General features: G+C 75.0%; 17 protein-coding genes and 1 pseudogene. 11 read left to right on the top strand and 7 right to left on the bottom strand.

The features are described from left to right. Positions 1-24 precede the first annotated feature (24 nt). A complete protein-coding gene (locus AC0GKK_RS18410; RefSeq protein WP_489882200.1) occupies positions 25-1,302 on the bottom strand; it encodes a HAMP domain-containing sensor histidine kinase in 1,278 nt (425 codons plus the stop codon). Further along, a complete protein-coding gene (locus AC0GKK_RS18415; RefSeq protein WP_346103295.1) occupies positions 1,302-2,012 on the bottom strand; it encodes a response regulator transcription factor in 711 nt (236 codons plus the stop codon). Before AC0GKK_RS18415 ends, AC0GKK_RS18410 begins: the two co-directional genes overlap by 1 nt. A 103-nt stretch (positions 2,013-2,115) precedes the next feature. Here AC0GKK_RS18415 and AC0GKK_RS18420 point away from each other — a divergent pair, with 103 nt between their 5' ends. Beyond that, complete coding sequence (locus AC0GKK_RS18420) at positions 2,116-2,577, top strand: hypothetical protein (protein ID WP_405414648.1); 462 nt, start codon at positions 2,116-2,118, stop codon at positions 2,575-2,577. A gap of 84 nt (positions 2,578-2,661) precedes the next feature. Here the strand turns inward: AC0GKK_RS18420 and AC0GKK_RS18425 are convergent, their stop codons facing one another. Together AC0GKK_RS18425 and moaA are read right to left on the bottom strand one after the other, a co-directional pair. Further along, positions 2,662-2,946 carry a MoaD/ThiS family protein gene (locus AC0GKK_RS18425; protein WP_251786767.1) on the bottom strand — a complete coding sequence of 95 codons (285 nt, stop codon included), beginning with the start codon at positions 2,944-2,946 and terminating at the stop codon, positions 2,662-2,664. A gap of 2 nt (positions 2,947-2,948) precedes the next feature. After that, on the bottom strand, positions 2,949-4,007 hold the full coding sequence (moaA, locus tag AC0GKK_RS18430; RefSeq protein ID WP_489882201.1) for a GTP 3',8-cyclase MoaA: 1,059 nt from the start codon (positions 4,005-4,007) through the stop codon (positions 2,949-2,951). A gap of 270 nt (positions 4,008-4,277) precedes the next feature. Here moaA and AC0GKK_RS18435 point away from each other — a divergent pair, with 270 nt between their 5' ends. Then, complete coding sequence (locus AC0GKK_RS18435; RefSeq protein WP_251786765.1) at positions 4,278-4,556, top strand: hypothetical protein; 279 nt, start codon at positions 4,278-4,280, stop codon at positions 4,554-4,556. A gap of 27 nt (positions 4,557-4,583) precedes the next feature. Here AC0GKK_RS18435 and AC0GKK_RS18440 read toward each other — a convergent pair whose 3' ends face one another. Next, the gene (locus AC0GKK_RS18440) at positions 4,584-5,804 is read right to left on the bottom strand and encodes an acyl-CoA dehydrogenase family protein (RefSeq protein ID WP_062398139.1); all 1,221 of its coding nucleotides are present in this window, start codon (positions 5,802-5,804) and stop codon (positions 4,584-4,586) included. Positions 5,805-5,911: 107 nt separating this feature from the next. On the opposite strand from AC0GKK_RS18440, the gene AC0GKK_RS18445 reads away from it, so the two are divergent. The 5 genes and pseudogenes from AC0GKK_RS18445 (at position 5,912) to AC0GKK_RS18465 (ending at position 9,663) form a co-directional block, all read left to right on the top strand. Further along, a complete protein-coding gene (locus tag AC0GKK_RS18445; RefSeq protein WP_062398137.1) occupies positions 5,912-6,316 on the top strand; it encodes a TOBE domain-containing protein in 405 nt (134 codons plus the stop codon). A 95-nt stretch (positions 6,317-6,411) separates the two neighbouring features. Then, entirely contained in the window at positions 6,412-7,185 is a 774-nt protein-coding gene (locus tag AC0GKK_RS18450) for an ABC transporter permease (protein ID WP_476654956.1), read from the top strand. Positions 7,186-7,280: 95 nt separating this feature from the next. Beyond that, a pseudogene (locus tag AC0GKK_RS18455) lies at positions 7,281-7,640 on the top strand (ATP-binding cassette domain-containing protein); the annotation flags it as partial. A gap of 87 nt (positions 7,641-7,727) precedes the next feature. Then, positions 7,728-8,297: a TOBE domain-containing protein gene (locus AC0GKK_RS18460; RefSeq protein ID WP_405414652.1), complete on the top strand. Its 570-nt coding sequence runs from the start codon at positions 7,728-7,730 to the stop codon at positions 8,295-8,297. 184 nt (positions 8,298-8,481) lie between these two features. After that, positions 8,482-9,663 carry a S8 family peptidase gene (locus AC0GKK_RS18465; RefSeq protein WP_489884034.1) on the top strand — a complete coding sequence of 394 codons (1,182 nt, stop codon included), beginning with the start codon at positions 8,482-8,484 and terminating at the stop codon, positions 9,661-9,663. Here AC0GKK_RS18465 and AC0GKK_RS18470 read toward each other — a convergent pair. Next, complete coding sequence (locus AC0GKK_RS18470) at positions 9,660-10,523, bottom strand: hypothetical protein (protein ID WP_489882202.1); 864 nt, start codon at positions 10,521-10,523, stop codon at positions 9,660-9,662. The genes AC0GKK_RS18465 and AC0GKK_RS18470 overlap by 4 nt on opposite strands. A 47-nt stretch (positions 10,524-10,570) precedes the next feature. Here AC0GKK_RS18470 and AC0GKK_RS18475 point away from each other — a divergent pair, with 47 nt between their 5' ends. The 4 genes from AC0GKK_RS18475 to AC0GKK_RS18490 all read left to right on the top strand — a co-directional run bounded on the left by AC0GKK_RS18475 (position 10,571) and on the right by AC0GKK_RS18490 (position 15,430). Next, positions 10,571-12,202, top strand: coding sequence for a phospholipase D-like domain-containing protein (locus AC0GKK_RS18475; protein ID WP_489882203.1), 1,632 nt, complete (start codon positions 10,571-10,573; stop codon positions 12,200-12,202). A 79-nt stretch (positions 12,203-12,281) separates the two neighbouring features. Next, on the top strand, positions 12,282-13,946 hold the full coding sequence (locus AC0GKK_RS18480; RefSeq protein WP_489882204.1) for an AMP-binding protein: 1,665 nt from the start codon (positions 12,282-12,284) through the stop codon (positions 13,944-13,946). 104 nt (positions 13,947-14,050) lie between these two features. Continuing rightward, entirely contained in the window at positions 14,051-14,437 is a 387-nt protein-coding gene (locus AC0GKK_RS18485; protein ID WP_062398128.1) for a cold-shock protein, read from the top strand. 69 nt (positions 14,438-14,506) lie between these two features. Next, positions 14,507-15,430, top strand: coding sequence for an MsnO8 family LLM class oxidoreductase (locus AC0GKK_RS18490; protein ID WP_489882205.1), 924 nt, complete (start codon positions 14,507-14,509; stop codon positions 15,428-15,430). An 18-nt stretch (positions 15,431-15,448) separates the two neighbouring features. On the opposite strand, the gene AC0GKK_RS18495 is transcribed toward AC0GKK_RS18490, so the two are convergent. Beyond that, a complete protein-coding gene (locus AC0GKK_RS18495) occupies positions 15,449-15,958 on the bottom strand; it encodes a DUF2771 family protein (protein ID WP_178375886.1) in 510 nt (169 codons plus the stop codon). Between the last annotated feature and the right edge of the window lie 24 nt (positions 15,959-15,982).

Genomic DNA, 15,982 nt, shown 5'->3' on the forward strand with positions numbered 1-15,982 from the left:
CGGCACCCCAAGATCGGTGCCCGCTCAGCCCGCGGGCGGCCCCAGCTCCAGCTCCACCCGCAGCCCGCCCCCGGCCGGGGAGTGCACCGTCAGCGCCCCGCCGCCCTGGTCGGCGGTGCGCCGGGCGATGTCGAGGCCCAGCCCCGTCGAGCCGCCGCCGCTGACCCCGCGGGAGGTCGGGTCGGTCCCGGGCGGCAGCCCCGGACCGTCGTCGTGCACGACGATCCGGGCGCCGCCGCCGGTCCGGGCCGACAGCTCGACGCCGAAGGCCGTGCCGTCCGGGGTGTGCGCGAAGACGTTGCCCAGCAGCGCGTCCACACACGCCTCCAGGTGGCCGGGTGCGCAGGCCACGGGCAGCGGGCCGTCGGCCAGGTGCAGGGTCACCGAGCGGTCGGTGTCCTCGGCCAGCACCCGCCAGAACTCCACCCGCTCCCGGACGACGGCCGCCGCGTCCGCGCTGCGGGTCGTGCCGCCGCGTCGCCGGGCCTGCTCGATCGCGCCCGTGACCGCGCGCCGGACGCCGTCGACCCCGGCCGACAGCCGTGCGGACTCGTCCGGGTCGCGCAGGGCCTCGGCGTCGAGCTGCAGGGCGGTCAGCGGGGTGCGGACCCGGTGTGCCAGGTCCGCGACGTTCTCCCGCTCCTCGCGCAGCAGCTCCGAGATCCGCCCGGCCAGCCCGTTCAGCGCGCTCGCGACGACACCGAGCTCGACCGGGGCGCCGGGGTCGGCGCGCGCGGACAGGTCGCCGGCCGCGAGCCGCTCGGACACCCCGGACAGGTCGGTGGTGGCGTCGACGAGGGTGCGGGCCAGCCGGTCCGCGAGCAGCAGTCCTCCGGCGAGCAGCACCAGCGACAGCCCGCCCAGCAGCAGCCAGGAGCGGGTCACCCCGCGGGTGAGCTCGGCGTCGGGGACGAACACGCGGATCGCGGCGTTGCCGCCCGCGGCGCCGGTCACCGCGAACACCAGCTCGCGTCCGCCGGCCGCCTCGGTCGACGCGCTCGTCCCGAGCAGACCCAGCCGGACGACCGGGCTCCGCGGTGCGGGCGCGCCGAGCACGGTGCCGTCGGGCAGGAACACCGAGACGTCGGAGGCGTCGCGGCCGTCGGCGTTCTGGACGGCGGGGACCAGCACCGACCGGTCCCCGCCCGCGACGGCCGGGGTCAGCACCTGGGCCTGGACGGTCGCCGCGGACACCGCCGAGCTCTCCGCGACCGTGCGGATCAGCGTCGCGAGCGGGACCGCGAACGCGACCAGCACCAGCAGCACGGTCGCCCCGACGAGGACGAGGATGCGCCGTCGCATCAGGTGGTGCCCTCCCCGGTCCCCGGCGGCGCCGGCGGCGCGGACAGCCGGACCCCGACGCCGCGCACCGAGTGCAGGTAGCGCGGGGCCTGCGCGGTCTCGCCGAGCTTGCGGCGCAGCCACGACAGGTGCACGTCGACGGTCTTGTCGGCGCCGCCGTAGGGCTGCTGCCAGACCTCGGTCACCAGCTCCCGCTTGCTGACGACCTGGTCGGGGCGGGCGGCGAGGTGGTGCAGCAGGTCGAACTCGCGCGGGGTCAGCTCCAGCTCGGTGCCGTCGAGCACCGCGCGCCGCGAACGGGGGTCCACCGACAGCCCGCCGACGACGACGGAGGGGTCGCCCGCCCCGTCGCCGAGCCGGCGCAGCACAGCCCGGATCCGGGCGTCGAGCTGGGCGGCGGCGAACGGTTTGACCAGGTAGTCGTCGGCGCCCGCGTCGAGCACGGAGACGATCTCGGTCTCGTCGTCGCGGGCGGTCGCGACGATCACCGGCACCGTGCTGGCGCCCCGCAGCATCCGCAGCATGGTGGTGCCGTCCATGTCGGGCAGGCCGAGGTCGAGCACTACGAGGTCGGGCCGCTTCCCGACGGCGTGCTCCAGCCCGGCCATCGCGGTCGGTGCGGAGTCGACGGCGTGCCCCCGCTCGGTCAGCCCGCGGATGAGCGCTCCGCGGATGCCGGGGTCGTCCTCGACGATCAGGATCTGGGCCACGGAGGGAGAACCTATCCGCCGCGACCCCGCCCGCGGCGGGCACAGCCGTCGCTTGTGTCCCGTTTAGGGATCCGTTAACCGGGGTCCGGGGCATGCTGTGCGCGTGGAACGACCGACGCGCCCCGTCCTGCAGATCGCGCTCTGGACCGCCGCGGCCGCGGGTGCCCTGCTCCTGGGCCTGACGGCCGTCGGGAGCATCGGCAGCGACCTCGCGGGCACACAGACGCAGCCGCTCAGTGCCGAGCAGGTGGACGCCCGCCTGGCCCAGCAGGCCGCCACCGCCGCGCCACCGGCACCCGCGCCCGTCCCGACGACGGCACCCGCCTCCGCCCCGCCCGCGGTGGTGCAGGCCGGGACGGCGGGCAACGTCCTGGTCCGGTGCGACGGCGCGACCCCGCGGATCGTGTCGGTCAACCCCGCGCAGGGCTGGGAGCGCGAGGACGACAAGGACATCGGCCCGGCCGAGGTCGTCTTCGACGGCGACGACGTCCCGGACGTCCGGGTCACGCTGAGCTGCGCCGGTGGGGTGCCGACCGGCCGGGTCGCGAGCGTCCCCGAGGACTGACCGACTGTCCCCGAGGACCGAGCGACCGTCCCCGAGGACCGAGCCGCCCGGACGGACCGGGCTCCCCGCCGGAGGCGCCGGGTCTCAGCCGCCGGCGAACGGCGGGAGCACGTCGAGCGTGGCCGCCCCGCCGACCGCGGTGGAGCGGTCGCGCACCGCCACCTCGTCGAGCAGGAAGCTGCAGCGCAGCAGCACCTGCTCCAGCTCCGGGCCGTGCGCGGTGCCGAGTGCGGCGACGGCGTCGGCCACCGTCGCGTCGCCGGGGAGCGCGACGGTCTCCTCACCGGTGCCGGCGGCCGCCTTGGCGGCGGCGAAGTAGCGGACGGTCAGCGTGCGGGTCACCAGGGGCGTGGTGAGCGAGGGGGTCATGCTCATCCTCCGATCGCGCTCATGGGGCGCGCGGGCTGCAGGAATCCGGGGTCGTCGATGCCGTGGCCCGCCTTCTTGCCCCACATCGCGTCGCGCCAGACGTCGGCGATCTCGGCGTCGGTCGCGCCGCCGCGGAGCATGGCGCGCAGGTCGGTCTCGCCGGTGGCGAACAGGCAGGTGCGGACCTGGCCGTCGGCGGTGAGGCGGGTCCGGTCGCAGGCCCCGCAGAACGGACGGGTCACCGAGGCGATCACCCCGACGGTGGCGGGGCCCCCGTTCACCACGAACCCCTCGGCGGGCGCACCGCCGCGGTCCTCGTCGGACGGGGTGAGCACGAAGCGCTCCTCGAGCCGCGCGAGGATCTCCTCGGCAGTGATCATCTCGGTGCGGCGCCAGCCGTGCTGGGCGTCGAGCGGCATCTGCTCGATGAAACGCAGCTGGTAGCCGTGGGTCAGCGCGAACTCCAGCAGGTCCGCGGCCTCGTCGTCGTTCACGCCGCGCAGCAGCACCGCGTTGATCTTCACCGGGGACAGGCCCGCGGCGTGCGCGGCGGCCATCCCGTCGATGACGTCCGACAGCCGGTCGCGCCGGGTGATCTGCGCGAACCGCTCCGGACGCAGGGTGTCCATCGAGACGTTGAGCCGGTTCACCCCGGAGGCCGCGAGGGCCTCGGCGCGGCGGGCGAGCCCGATGCCGTTGGTGGTCAGCGAGATGTCCGGGCGGGGCTCCAGCGCCGACGCCGCGGAGAAGATCTCCTCCAGGCCCTTGCGCAGCAGCGGCTCCCCGCCGGTGAAGCGCAGCTCCTCGATCCCGAGGTCGCGCACCGCCAGCGCGATCAGCCGGTTGAGCTCCGCGTCGGTCAGCTGCTCCTCGCGGGGCATCCAGTCCAGGCCCTCGGCGGGCATGCAGTAGGTGCAGCGCAGGTTGCAGCGGTCGGTGAGCGAGATCCGCAGGTCGGTCGCGACCCGTCCGAACCCGTCGACGAGGCGGGGGTCGGCCGGCCGGGCCGGGTCCCGGGACGTGCCGCCCCGCAGCGACGGCAGGCCGAGCTCGGTGGTCATGGGCCCGAGGCTAACCCCCGCCGTGCGGGCCCGCCCAGGGCGGGTTTCCGCAGCTCAGAACCGTGATCCGCACCCGCGGACGTGGCCGGGGCCACGCCGTCGCAGGTGCGGAACTAGTCATCGTGTACCTAGTCGACAGGACAGGGACATCGAGACGTCCCGCCCGCCGTCCCGGGAGGGCTCCCGGGCGGCCCCGCCTAGCGTCCCGGGCTCCAGGACGACACGGACCGGCCGCCCCGGTGGCCGGTCGCCCCACAGGAGGGAACCGCCATGTTGTCGAAGCTCGTCCCCGCCGCCCTGGCCGCAGCCGCGGCCGCCGTCGTCGTGGCCCCGGCCGCGTCGGCGGCACCCGCGCCGGTGTTCACGTCCTACGACGCCTGCCAGGCCGAGGGCTCGCGCCAGCAGATCGCCGCCGGGGGGCCGTTCAGCGGTTTCACCTTCACCTGCGAGAAGACCTACTCGGTGGGAGCGGGAACCGCCGGGTGCCCGCCCACCGCGGCCGACGGCTGCATCGGCGAGTACTGGATCCTGCGCTCCCGCAACGTCTGAGCCCGCCGCGTCGCCGTCGGACCGGGATCAGGACCGGTGGGCCTTCAGCTCCTGCCGGGCCACCGAGCGGATGTGCACCTCGTCCGGCCCGTCGGCGAAGCGCAGGGCGCGCGCCCAGGCGTAGAAGTAGGCCAGCGGGGTGTCGTCGCTCATCGCGGCCCCGCCGTGCACCTGCATCGCCCGGTCGATCACGGTGCACGCCATCCGCGGCACGACGACCTTGATCGCGGCGATCTCGGTGGCCGCGCCCTTCGCGCCGTGGTTGTCGATCAGCCACGCCGTCTTGAGCGTCAGCAGCCGGGCCTGCTCGATCTCCATCCGGCACAGTGCGATCTGCTCGCGCACCACGCCCTGCTCGGCCAGCGGCTTGCCGAACGCGACCCGCGCCTGGGCGCGCTCGGTCATCAGGTGCAGCGCGCGCTCGGCCATGCCGATCAGCCGCATGCAGTGGTGGATGCGGCCGGGGCCGAGCCGGGCCTGGGCGATGGCGAATCCGCCGCCCTCCTCGCCGAGCAGGTTCGACGCCGGCACCCGCACGCCCTCGAGGCGCAGCTCGGAGTGCCCGTGCTGGTCCTGGAAGCCGAACGTCGGCAGGTGCCGCTCGATCGTCAGTCCGGGGGTGTCGCGCGGGACGAGGATCATCGACTGCCGGCGGTGCGTCGACACGGTGTCGTCGCTGTCGTCGGCGGTCTTGCCCATGACGATGAAGATCCGGCAGCGCTCGTCCGCGGCACCGGAGATCCACCACTTGCGGCCGTCGATGACGTAGTCGTCGCCGTCGCGCCGGATCCGGGTCTCGATGTTCGTGGCGTCCGACGACGCGACGTCCGGCTCGGTCATCGCGAACGCCGAGCGGATCTCGCCGTCGAGCAGCGGCTCCAGCCACTGCTGCTTCTGCTCGTCGGTGCCGAACAGGTGGAGCGTCTCCATGTTCCCGGTGTCCGGGGCCTGGCAGTTGATCGCCTCCGGCGCGATGACCGGGGACCAGCCGGAGACCTCCGCGACCGGCGCGTACTCCAGGTTCGACAGCCCCGAGAGGTCCGGCAGGAACAGGTTCCACAGGCCGCGCCCGCGGGCCTTCGCCTTCAGCTCCTCGACCACCGGGGGCAGGGCCCACTCCTCCGGGGTGCCGCGCCGCTCGGCCCGGAACGCGTCGTAGGAGGCCTCGGCCGGGAGGACCTCCTCGTCGAGGAAGGCGCGCATGCGCGCGGTGTAGTCGGCCGCCACGGCGCTGGGTGCGAAGTCCACGCCACCGATCAGATCACAGGTCCGCAGGCCCCGGCAGTGCGCGATCCCGACATCGTGCGGGGTATCCACCGTGGCACCCCCGCAGGCGCGACCATAGTATCCGGGTCGTGCCGCACTTCAGGATCTCCGAGGCCGCCCGACTGCTCGGCGTCAGCGACGACACCGTCCGCCGCTGGGTGGACGCGGGGACGCTGCCGGTGCAGGCGGACGCCTCGAACCGCAAGGTCATCGACGGCGCCGCGCTCGCCGCGTTCGCCCGGGATCACGCGTCCGCCCCGCCGGACCCCTCGGTGGTGCAGCGCTCGGCCCGCAACCGCATGGTCGGCCTGGTCACCTCGGTGCTGGCCGACACGGTGATGGCGCAGGTCGAGATGCAGTGCGGCCCGCACCGCGTGGTGTCGCTGATGAGCAGCGAGGCCGTGCGCGACCTCGGTCTCGAGCCCGGGGCGCTCGCGGTGGCGGTGATCAAGTCGACGAACGTGGTGGTGGAGACGCCGGGCGGGCACCTGTGACCCCGGGGGCCGGCACCGCCCCCGCGCCGGCCCCGACCCGGCGCCGCGAGGGCGCCGCCGACCGCCACGGCACGGGCGTCGGACTGCCGGTCTGGATGTGGGTCCCGGCCGGCATCGGATTCCTGGTCATCGCGCTCCCCGTGCTCGGGCTGCTGTGGGAGGCCGACTGGGCGGAGACCCCCCGCCTGCTCACCAGCGACGCCGCGCTGTCGGCGCTGCGCCTGTCGTTGCTCACCGCGGCGATCTCCACGACGCTGTGCCTGCTGCTCGGCGGGCCGCTCGCGGTGGTCCTGGCCCGCGGCCGGATCAACCGGCTGCCCCGCCTGATGCGCGCGGTCCGCTCGGTCGTCCTGCTCCCGCTGGTGCTGCCGCCGGTCGTCGGCGGGCTCTCGCTGCTGTTCCTGCTCGGTGCGAACGGCCTGGTCGGGCGGGGCCTGGACACCGCGTTCGGGATCTTCATCCCGTTCTCGACGGCCGCGGTGGTCCTGGCGCAGACCTTCGTCGCCATGCCGTTCCTCATCGTGTCGCTGGAGGGCGCCCTGCGGACCGCGGGAGAGCGCTACGAGGCGACCGCGGCCACCCTCGGCGCGTCGCCGGGGCTGGCCTTCCGCCGGGTCACCGTGCCGCTGGTGCTGCCCGGACTGGCGTCCGGGCTGGTGCTGGCCTTCGCCCGCTGCATGGGCGAGTTCGGGGCGACGATCGCGTTCGCCGGCAGCCTGGAGGGCACCACCCGGACCCTGCCGCTGCTGGTCTACCTGCAGGGCGAGACCGACGTCGCGGGAGCGGTCGCGCTGTCGCTGCTGCTGGTCGTCGTGTCGCTGGTCGTGATCGTCGTCGGGCGTCCGCGCGGGCTGGACGGCCGCGGATGAGCAGCGGCGGCGACACGGTCGAGCCCGGTGTGGACATGAGGGCGCGGCTGGACCGGGACGGGTTCGCCCTGGACATGGAGCTGTCGGTCGCCGCGGGCGAGGTGCTCGCGGTGCTCGGCCCGAACGGGGCGGGCAAGTCCACGATGCTCGGCATCCTGTCCGGGCTGCTGCGCCCGGACTCCGGGCACCTGCGCGTCGGCGGCCGGACCCTGCTCGACACCGCCGACGGGACCTTCGTGCCGCCGCACCGGCGCGGTGTCGGCCTGCTCGCCCAGGAGCCGCTGCTGTTCCCGCACCTGTCGGCGCTGGCGAACGTCGCGTTCGGGCCGCGTGCGCAGGGCACGCCCCGCGCCGCGGCCGACTCCCGGGCCCGCGAGCTGCTCGACGCCGTCGGTGTCGGCGGGCTCGCCGCCCGCCGCCCCGCGCAGCTGTCCGGCGGACAGCAGCAGCGGGTCGCGCTGGCCCGCGCGCTGGCGCCCGGGCCGGGGCTGCTGCTGCTCGACGAGCCGCTCGCCGCCCTCGACGTCGACGCCACCCCCGCGATGCGCACCCTGCTGCGCCGGGTCATCGCCGACGGCAAGCAGACCGCCCTGCTGGTCACCCACGACGCGCTCGACGCGCTCGTGCTCGCCGACCGCGTCGTCGTGCTGGACCGGGGCCGGATCGTCGAGTCCGGCCCCGCCCGGGACGTCCTGGCCCGGCCGCGGAGCGCGTTCTCCGCCCGCATCGCCGGCCTGGACCTGGTGCCGGGCGTGGCCGAGGGCTCCGGGGTGCGTACCGCGGACGGGACCGAGATCCGGGGCCGGGTCGTCGAGGTCGCCGAGGGGGAGCCCGCCGTCGCGGTGTTCCCGCCGTCCGCGGTCGCGGTGCACGCGAGCAGGCCCGAGGGCAGCCCGCGCAACGTCGTACCGGTCCGGATCGCCGCGCTGGAGCCGCGCGGGGACACCGTGCGGCTGCGGGCCGCACCCGTCGCCGGGGGGCCGGACTGGGTGTCCGGGCTGGCCGCCGACGTCACCCCGGCCGCCGTCGCCGAACTGGGTGTCGAACCCGGTCACGAGGTGTGGTTCGCGGTGAAGGCGACCGAGGTCGCCGTGCACGGCCGGCACGCCTGAGGGCCACGGCCGATCCGCTGATCGTGCAACTCGGAGCCCTGCCGGGCCCCGGTCGGCAGGCGTCCCCGGCACTGCCGGTACCGAAACGCTCCGTCACCCGGGTGGTCCCAGGTGTCACCCGGGCCACCATCGTGTCTCTCGCACCAGGCGTCACAGGCGCATAGCGTCGCTGTCCGTGAGCCCCATGCGTCCCCGCGCCGCCCGTCTGGTCACTGCCGGTGTCCTGGCGGTCGCGCTCGGTGTTCCTCTCGCACCGACGGCGTCCGCCGCCGGGACGGCGCCGTCGGCACCCGCCGGGTACCTGGTGCAGACGGCGACCGACGGGCAGACGCGGGCCGCCGCGGAGTCCGTCGGCGTCGAGCCGAAGGTCACCTTCGACAGCGTGGTGCACGGCTTCGCCGCGGACCTCACCCCCGCCCAGGCGACCGAGCTGCGCGACCGGCCCGGCGTCGTCGGGGTGGAGGAGGACCGCACGATCACCCCGCTCGACCCGCAGGCCGTCCACCAGGACGCGCCGGTCGGCCCGCCCGCGGGTGCCGAGCAGGCGCCGGGCAACTGGGGGCTCGACCGCATCGACCAGCCGAACCTGCCGCTGGACGGGCAGTACCGGCACACCGCGACCGGCGCCGGCGTGGACGTGTTCGTCCTCGACACCGGCGTCGACGCGAGCCACCCGCAGTTCGGCGGCCGGGCGAGGTTCGAGCTCAACACGATCGACCGGACCGACACCGACTGCGACGGGCACGGCACCGTCGTCGCCGGGATCGCCGCGTCGAGGGACTACGGCGTGGCCCCGGGCGCGACCGTGCGCGCCGTGAAGGTGCTCGACTGCAACGGCACCGGGACGCTGTCGTCGCTGATCTCCGGTCTGGACTGGGTGTCGAAGAACAAGCGCGGCCCCGCGGTCGCGGTGATGTCGTGGAGCTACGGCGGCTCGCCGATGCTCCAGCAGGCCGTGCAGCGCATGATCGACTCCGGGGTGTTCGCGACCTCGTCGGCCGGCAACACCGGCGGCGACGACTGCACCGCGCTGCCCCGAGCGATCGGTGACGTGCTGGTCGTCGCGAACTCGACGATCGACGACAAGCGCTCGTCGAACTCCTCGACCGGCCGTTGCGTCTCGCTCTACGCACCGGGCACCCGGATCGTCGCGCCGGTCCCCGGGGGCGGCACCGCCTCCTACAGCGGGACCTCGATGGCCGCGCCCTTCGCGGCCGGGGTGGCGGCGCTGTACAAGCAGGCCCGCGGCGACGCGCCGGCCACCACCGTCAAGAAGTGGATCGTCGACAACGCGGTGCCGGGGAAGATCGACGGCGGCGGCACCGGCGGTACCCCGAACCGGCTGCTGCAGACCGGCGGGCTCTAGGCCCGGGCCTCGTCGGCCCACTCCCACAGCTCGTACACGGGCTGGTCGAGCAGGTCGTTCAGCTCGGCGGGCGACACCGACGGCGTCGCGAGCCACAGCACCTGGTCGGTCCACAGCCAGGCGATCCGAGGCGCGCCGCGGTCGCGCAGGGCACGGGCGGCGGCGACGAGCGGGCCGGGGTCGAGGGCCTTCGGGTGGCCGGCGGTCACGACCGCGACGGCCGTGCCGTCCACCTCGACCGACGCTCCGGCGACGGCGACCCGGTGGTCCGGACCGGCGAGCCGGTCGAGCGCGGCGGCGTGCTCGGCGGGGTCCTGCTCGGCCCAGGTCGGGAGGAGGGCCAGCAACGCGTCCCAGCCGTCCGGTCCGGCCTCGCCCAGCGCGCCCAGCACGGCCCCGGTCGTGACCGGCTCGCCGTGGTCGGCGACCCCGCCGGCCAGCGCATCGGGCTCGACGACGCCGGACGGCAGCACCCCCGCGCGCTCGAGTACCGCGACCGTGTGCGCCAGCCGGTCCCGGCCCTCGGCCGACAGGTCCGGGACGACCCGCACCGCGACGGGCGGCGCCGGGGTCGTCGGCGACCCGGGCAGCGGCGTCGGCAGCACCACGGGCACCGGGACCGGGGGTGCGGCCGCGTCCGCGCGGTCCGCCGCCCGCCACGAGCGCCACGCCATCAGCCCGAACACCGCGACCGCGGCCGCGGCCAGCAGGAACGGGAACGCACGGTCGAGCGGTCCCCGGCCCGGCGCCCCCACCATCTCGATCTGCACCCCGGTCACGACGAACCAGCCGCCGACCACCACCGCGCCCGTCGCCGCGACGGCCGCGGAGACCCGGTCCACCGTTCCCGGACGTGCCATGCCCGCAGAGTAGGCGCGACCCCCGGCGCGCCGGATAGCGTCCGGGCATGCCCGGCTCCCCGCCCGCCGACCTGGCGTCGCTGACCCGTCGCTACCTGGCCCCCGCCGCCCCGGACTGCCCCACCTTCGTCGAGGACACCGAGTGGGAGCCGATCGTCGACGGCGTCGACTACTTCGCCCGGCTGCGGGCGCTGTTCGACCGGGCCGGACCGGGGGACACGGTGCTGGTCACCGGTCTGAACCTGGAACCGGACATGGATCTGAACGGTCTCGACCCGGACGAGGACGGCTACGAGGCCCTCGCCGACCGTTTCGCCCGTCTGGTCGACGCCGGCGTGGACGTGCGGGTGCTGCTCACCGCGGCGCTGTTCTCCGGATCGGTGCCCGGCGTGGCGATCGGCCCGTTCCGGGCGAACGCGTTCGCCGCGCTGGAGCTGCGCCGCCGCACGCAGCTCGCCGGGCGGGTGCTGCTGGACTGGTCCGGCTCGGGCATCGGCTGCCACCACCAGAAGGTGGTGCTCGCCCACGTCGGCGGGGATCTGACCGCGTTCGTCGGCGGGCTGGACCTGTCGGCCAACCGGTTCGACGCCGAGCCGCACGACCGGCTCTCGATCGGCGAGGAGCGCTGGGGCTGGCACGACGGCGCCGCCGCGCTGCACGGGCCCGGTGCGGCCCGGGTGTGGGAGGTGTACCGGGGCCGGTGGACCGAGGCCGCGACGCTGCCGCCGCGCCGGTTCATGGTCACCCCCACCGGCTGGGAGCCGATGAACCCCGAGCCGTTCCGGCACGACCTGCCGCCGTCGCCGCCGGCCCCGCCGCGGTCCGCCCCGGGCACCGCGGTGCAGGTGCTGCGCTCGCTGCGGCCGTGGAAGATCGACCACTTCGGGATGCTCTACCGGCGGCACTGGACGGTGCTCCCCCGCAACGGCACCCAGGAGGTCTTCCACACCCTGTCCACCGCGATCCGCGGTGCGCGCCGCTACGTCTACCTGGAGGACCAGTACTTCTTCGAGGTCCCGGGCGGCCGCCGGGCGTTCCGGCTCTACGGGCTGCTGCGCGACGCCGCCGCCCGCGGGGTGAGGGTCGTGCTCGTGTGCTCCGGGCGCAAGGACCCGGTCGACGCCGGGGTGAACAAGTTCCGCCGTCGCGTCACCGGTGACGTGCAGCGGGGCGTGATCGACCAGCTCGACCCGGCCGACCGCGGCAACGTGATCATGCACCGGATCGAGGACCTCACCGTCCACACCAAGCTGGCGCTGGTCGACGACGTCTTCGCCTCCATCGGGTCGGCCAACTTCTTCTCCCGCTCGATGCGCGGCACCGACACCGAGCTCTCGACGGCGTTCGTCACCACCGGCGACCAGGTGCGCGACCTGCGGGTACGGCTGTGGGCCGAGCACCTGCGCACCGAGCTGACCGACGAGCTCGCGCCCCGGCTGGCCGATCTGGACCTCGCGCTGGGCATGTGGCGCCCGGAATGGCTGCCACCGGACGCACCGGCCGGGACCTGGCGGGTGCCCGGCTACCCCGCCGGGTTCGCCCCGGCCGAACGGGTGCTGGTGCCGGTCGGTCCGTGGCCCGAGCCGTCGCCGCGGCCGTTGCGCCGCGCGGCCCACGGGGCGCGGCGCGGGGCGGCGAAGGTCGCCGACTCGGGGCGGCGGCGCCTGTCCTCGTCCTGACCGACGGGTGTTGGCAACCGCGTCGTCCGGGGGCGAGGATGTGACGACCCGCACCGAACCGCCCGAGGAGTACGACGTCGTGACCTCAGCCGCCGCAACCCCCGCCGTCCCGTCCTACGCGTCCGGGACCTCGGACACGCCGTTGCTCGGCGACACCATCGGTGACGACCTCGACCGCACCGTCGCCCGCGTCCCCGACAACGACGCGCTCGTCGAGGTGCAGACCGGACGCCGCTGGACCTACCGCGAGCTGCGGACCGCCGTCGACGACCTGGCCACCGGGCTGCTCGCCGCCGGTCTCACCGTGGGGGACCGGGTCGGGATCTGGTCGCCGAACACCGCGGAGTGGACGCTGACCCAGTTCGCGACGGCCAAGATCGGCGTCGTCCTGGTCAACATCAACCCGTCCTACCGGACCCACGAGCTGGAGTTCGTGCTCAAGCAGGCCGGGATCTCGACGCTGGTGTCGGCGTCGTCGTTCAAGACCTCCGACTACGAGGAGATGATCGCCGAGGTCCGGGCGGACTGTCCCGACCTGCAGCGCGTCGTGATCACCGGCTCCCCCGAGTGGGACGCGCTGGCCGCGGGCGACGCCTCCCGCCGCGACGAGCTGGCGCAGGTGCAGGCGTCGCTGACGGCCGACGACCCGATCAACATCCAGTACACGTCCGGGACGACCGGGTTCCCGAAGGGCGCGACGCTGTCGCACCACAACATCCTCAACAACGGCTACTACGTCGGCCGGACCTGCGGGTACACCGAGGCCGACCGGGTCTGCATCCCGGTGCCCTTCTACCACTGCTTCGGCATGGTCATGGGCAACCTCGCCTGCTCCAGCAGCGGCGCGACGATGGTCATCCCGGCGCCGGGCTTCGACCCGAAGGCGACCCTGCACGCCGTGCAGCAGGAGCGCTGCACCTCGCTCTACGGGGTGCCGACGATGTTCATCGCCGAGCTCAACGACCCCGGCTTCGGCGACTACGACCTGTCCAGCCTGCGTACCGGGATCATGGCCGGCTCGCCGTGCCCGGTCGAGGTGATGAAGCAGGTCGTCGACCGGATGGGCATGACCGAGGTGACCATCGCCTACGGCATGACCGAGACCAGCCCGGTGTCCACCCAGACCCGCGCCGACGACTCCCTCGAGCGCCGGGTGTCCACGGTCGGGCGGGTGCACCCGCACCTGGAGGTCAAGGTCGTCGACCCGGAGACCGGCCGGACGCTGCCGCGCGGCGAGCCGGGCGAGCTGTGCACCCGTGGCTACTCGGTGATGCTGGGCTACTGGGAGCAGCCGGAGAAGACCGCCGAGGTCATCGACCGCGCCCGCTGGATGCACACCGGCGACCTCGCCGTGATGGACGACGAGGGCTACCTCAACATCACCGGCCGGATCAAGGACATGGTCATCCGCGGCGGCGAGAACGTGTACCCGCGCGAGATCGAGGAGTTCCTCTACACCCACCCCGACGTCGTCGACGCCCAGGTCATCGGGGTCCCCGACGAGCGCTACGGCGAGGAGCTCTGCGCCTGGGTGGTGCTGCGCGAGGGCGCCGCGCCCATGACCGCCGACACGCTGCGCGAGTTCGCCACCGGGAAGCTGGCGCACTACAAGATCCCGCGCTACGTGCTCGTTGTCGACGAGTTCCCGATGACGGTCACCGGCAAGGTCCGCAAGGTCGAGATGCGGGAGAAGTCGGTCGGGCTGCTGGACCTGGAGAGTGCGGCGAGGGTCCGAAACGCCTGACCCCGGACGGGTCCCAGGCGTACCATCGGTGACGGCGCGTCCGGCGAGCCCGGGCGCGTTTGTCGTGCACGCAGCAACACAGCAAGCAGGAATCGAGGACGACGGTGCCCACCGGCAGGGTGAAGTGGTACGACGCGGAGAAGGGCTTCGGCTTCCTCTCCCAGGACGGCGGTGAGGACGTCTACGTGCGCAAGGCGGCGCTGCCGTCCGGCGTGGAGGCGCTCAAGTCCGGCCAGCGGGTCGAGTTCGGGATGGCCGAGGGCCGCCGCGGGCCGCAGGCGCTCTCCGTGCGCATCGTCGAGAAGCAGGCGTCCGCGGTGGAGAACGCGCGCCGCCCCGCCGAGGAGCTGCACGGTCTGATCGAGGACATGATGGGTCTGCTGGAGAACAAGATCCAGCCGGCGTTGCGGCACGGGCGCTACCCGGACCGCAAGACCTGCAAGCTGGCCGCCGAGGTCGTGCGGGCCGTCGCCCGCGACCTGGACGGCTGACCGGCCGCTGCCGGGCGCGGCGGAATGGCGGCGGGTGCGGGCGGCGTTGGGGCGACTGTGCGCCTGTCGATGTTGGACCGCTCGCGGACGCGGGCCGGGGAGCCCGACGCCGCCGCGGTCCGCAGCACGGTGGCGCGGGCCGTCCGCGCCGAGCAGCTCGGCTACCACCGGTTCTGGGTGGCCGAGCACCACGCCGTGCCCGGGATCGCGTCGGGCAGCCCGCCGGTCCTGATGGCCGCGGTGGGCGCGGCGACCGCGCGGATCCGGGTCGGCTCGGGCGGGATCATGCTGCCCAACCACCAGCCGCTCGTCGTCGCGGAGCAGGTGGCGTTGCTGGAGGCGCTGCATCCCGGGCGGATCGACCTGGGCATCGGCCGCTCGCCCGGGTTCACCGAGCCGGTCCGCCGCGCCCTGCGCGCCGGCGGGGCCGACGACGCGGAGTTCCGCGCCGCCCTCGACGAGCTCCGCTCCTTCCTCGACGGCAGCGGCCCGGTGACGGCCCGCCCGCGGCTGGAGCACGCCGTACCCCTGTTCCTGCTCGCCACCGGCGCGGGACTGCCGCTGGCCGGGGACCTGGGGCTGCCTGCCGTCGTCGGCGGACCGGTGCTCGACGATCCGGCGGCGCTGGCGGACTACCGCGAGCGGGCCGGGGACGCGGCGCACCTGGTGGTGTCCGCCGACGTGCTCGTCGGGGACCCGCAGCTGGCGCTGTCCGAGGCGTGGGCGCACGCCGCGGCCCGCACCACCGGGGAGTTCCCGCCGCTGGAGCCGCCGGACCCGCACCGCGCGACGACCCGGCGCCAGCGCGAGACCGTGGACCGGGCGCTGGCGAACGCGATCGTCGGCGACCCCGACACCGTCGCCGAGCGGCTCGACGACCTCGTGGCCCGCACCGGCGCCGACGAGCTGCTGGTGTTCTCCTCGACCCACGACCGCGACGCGCAGGCCGACTCCGACGCCGCGCTGGCCCGGCTGCTCGGCGCGGGCCGCTGAGCCCCGGGTCGCGCCCGCTCAGCCCTGCTCGCCGACCAGCACCCAGGTCGCCCGGACCGGGAACTGGATGTCGGTGCTCTCCGGGTCGATCGACGGCGGCGCCCCGAACACCTGCACCTGTGCGGTGACGAGCCGGTCGCCCGGCTCGGGCAGGGACAGCGTGAAGTCGGTGCGGGTGTCCGGCGCGGCGATCGCGCTGCGCTGCTGGACCGGGGTCGGGTCGGTGCCGCGGGTGAACGCGTAGGCGACCTGCCAGGGCGCGGAGGAGACTTCCTCGGGCACCGTGATGCGGACCTCCGTCCCGGGCGGGACCTGTGCGGTCACCCGGGCGTTCGGGGCGTCCTGGCAGTTCTGCAGGCTGGTGTCGCAGAACTGGGTGGGCGCGGCGGTCAGCGAGGTGCCACCGACGTCGAACGTCACCGTCGGGGCCTCGCCGCCGCACCCGGCGAGGACGAGGGCGGCCGCGGCCAGGGTCCCGGCCAGCACGCCGGCGGACCGGCGGGGGCGCGGTCGGGGGCGGGTGATCACGCCGACCAGCGTACGGATCCGGGC

It is taken from the genome of Pseudonocardia sp. P-1 (assembly GCF_058111925.1).

Bases quoted from the DNA above. Each gene is read 5' to 3' on its own strand.
- AC0GKK_RS18450 (WP_476654956.1), top strand. From the start codon at position 6,412: ATGTGGGTCCCGGCCGGCATCGGATTCCTGGTCATCGCGCTCCCCGTG.
- AC0GKK_RS18465 (WP_489884034.1), top strand. From the start codon at position 8,482: ATGCGTCCCCGCGCCGCCCGTCTGGTCACTGCCGGTGTCCTGGCGGTC.
- moaA (WP_489882201.1), bottom strand. From the start codon at position 4,007: ATGACCACCGAGCTCGGCCTGCCGTCGCTGCGGGGCGGCACGTCCCGG.
- AC0GKK_RS18460 (WP_405414652.1), top strand. From the start codon at position 7,728: ATGCGCACCCTGCTGCGCCGGGTCATCGCCGACGGCAAGCAGACCGCC.
- AC0GKK_RS18490 (WP_489882205.1), top strand. From the start codon at position 14,507: ATGTTGGACCGCTCGCGGACGCGGGCCGGGGAGCCCGACGCCGCCGCG.
- AC0GKK_RS18410 (WP_489882200.1), bottom strand. From the start codon at position 1,302: ATGCGACGGCGCATCCTCGTCCTCGTCGGGGCGACCGTGCTGCTGGTG.
- AC0GKK_RS18475 (WP_489882203.1), top strand. From the start codon at position 10,571: ATGCCCGGCTCCCCGCCCGCCGACCTGGCGTCGCTGACCCGTCGCTAC.
- AC0GKK_RS18425 (WP_251786767.1), bottom strand. From the start codon at position 2,946: ATGACCCCCTCGCTCACCACGCCCCTGGTGACCCGCACGCTGACCGTC.
- AC0GKK_RS18470 (WP_489882202.1), bottom strand. From the start codon at position 10,523: ATGGCACGTCCGGGAACGGTGGACCGGGTCTCCGCGGCCGTCGCGGCG.
- AC0GKK_RS18435 (WP_251786765.1), top strand. From the start codon at position 4,278: ATGTTGTCGAAGCTCGTCCCCGCCGCCCTGGCCGCAGCCGCGGCCGCC.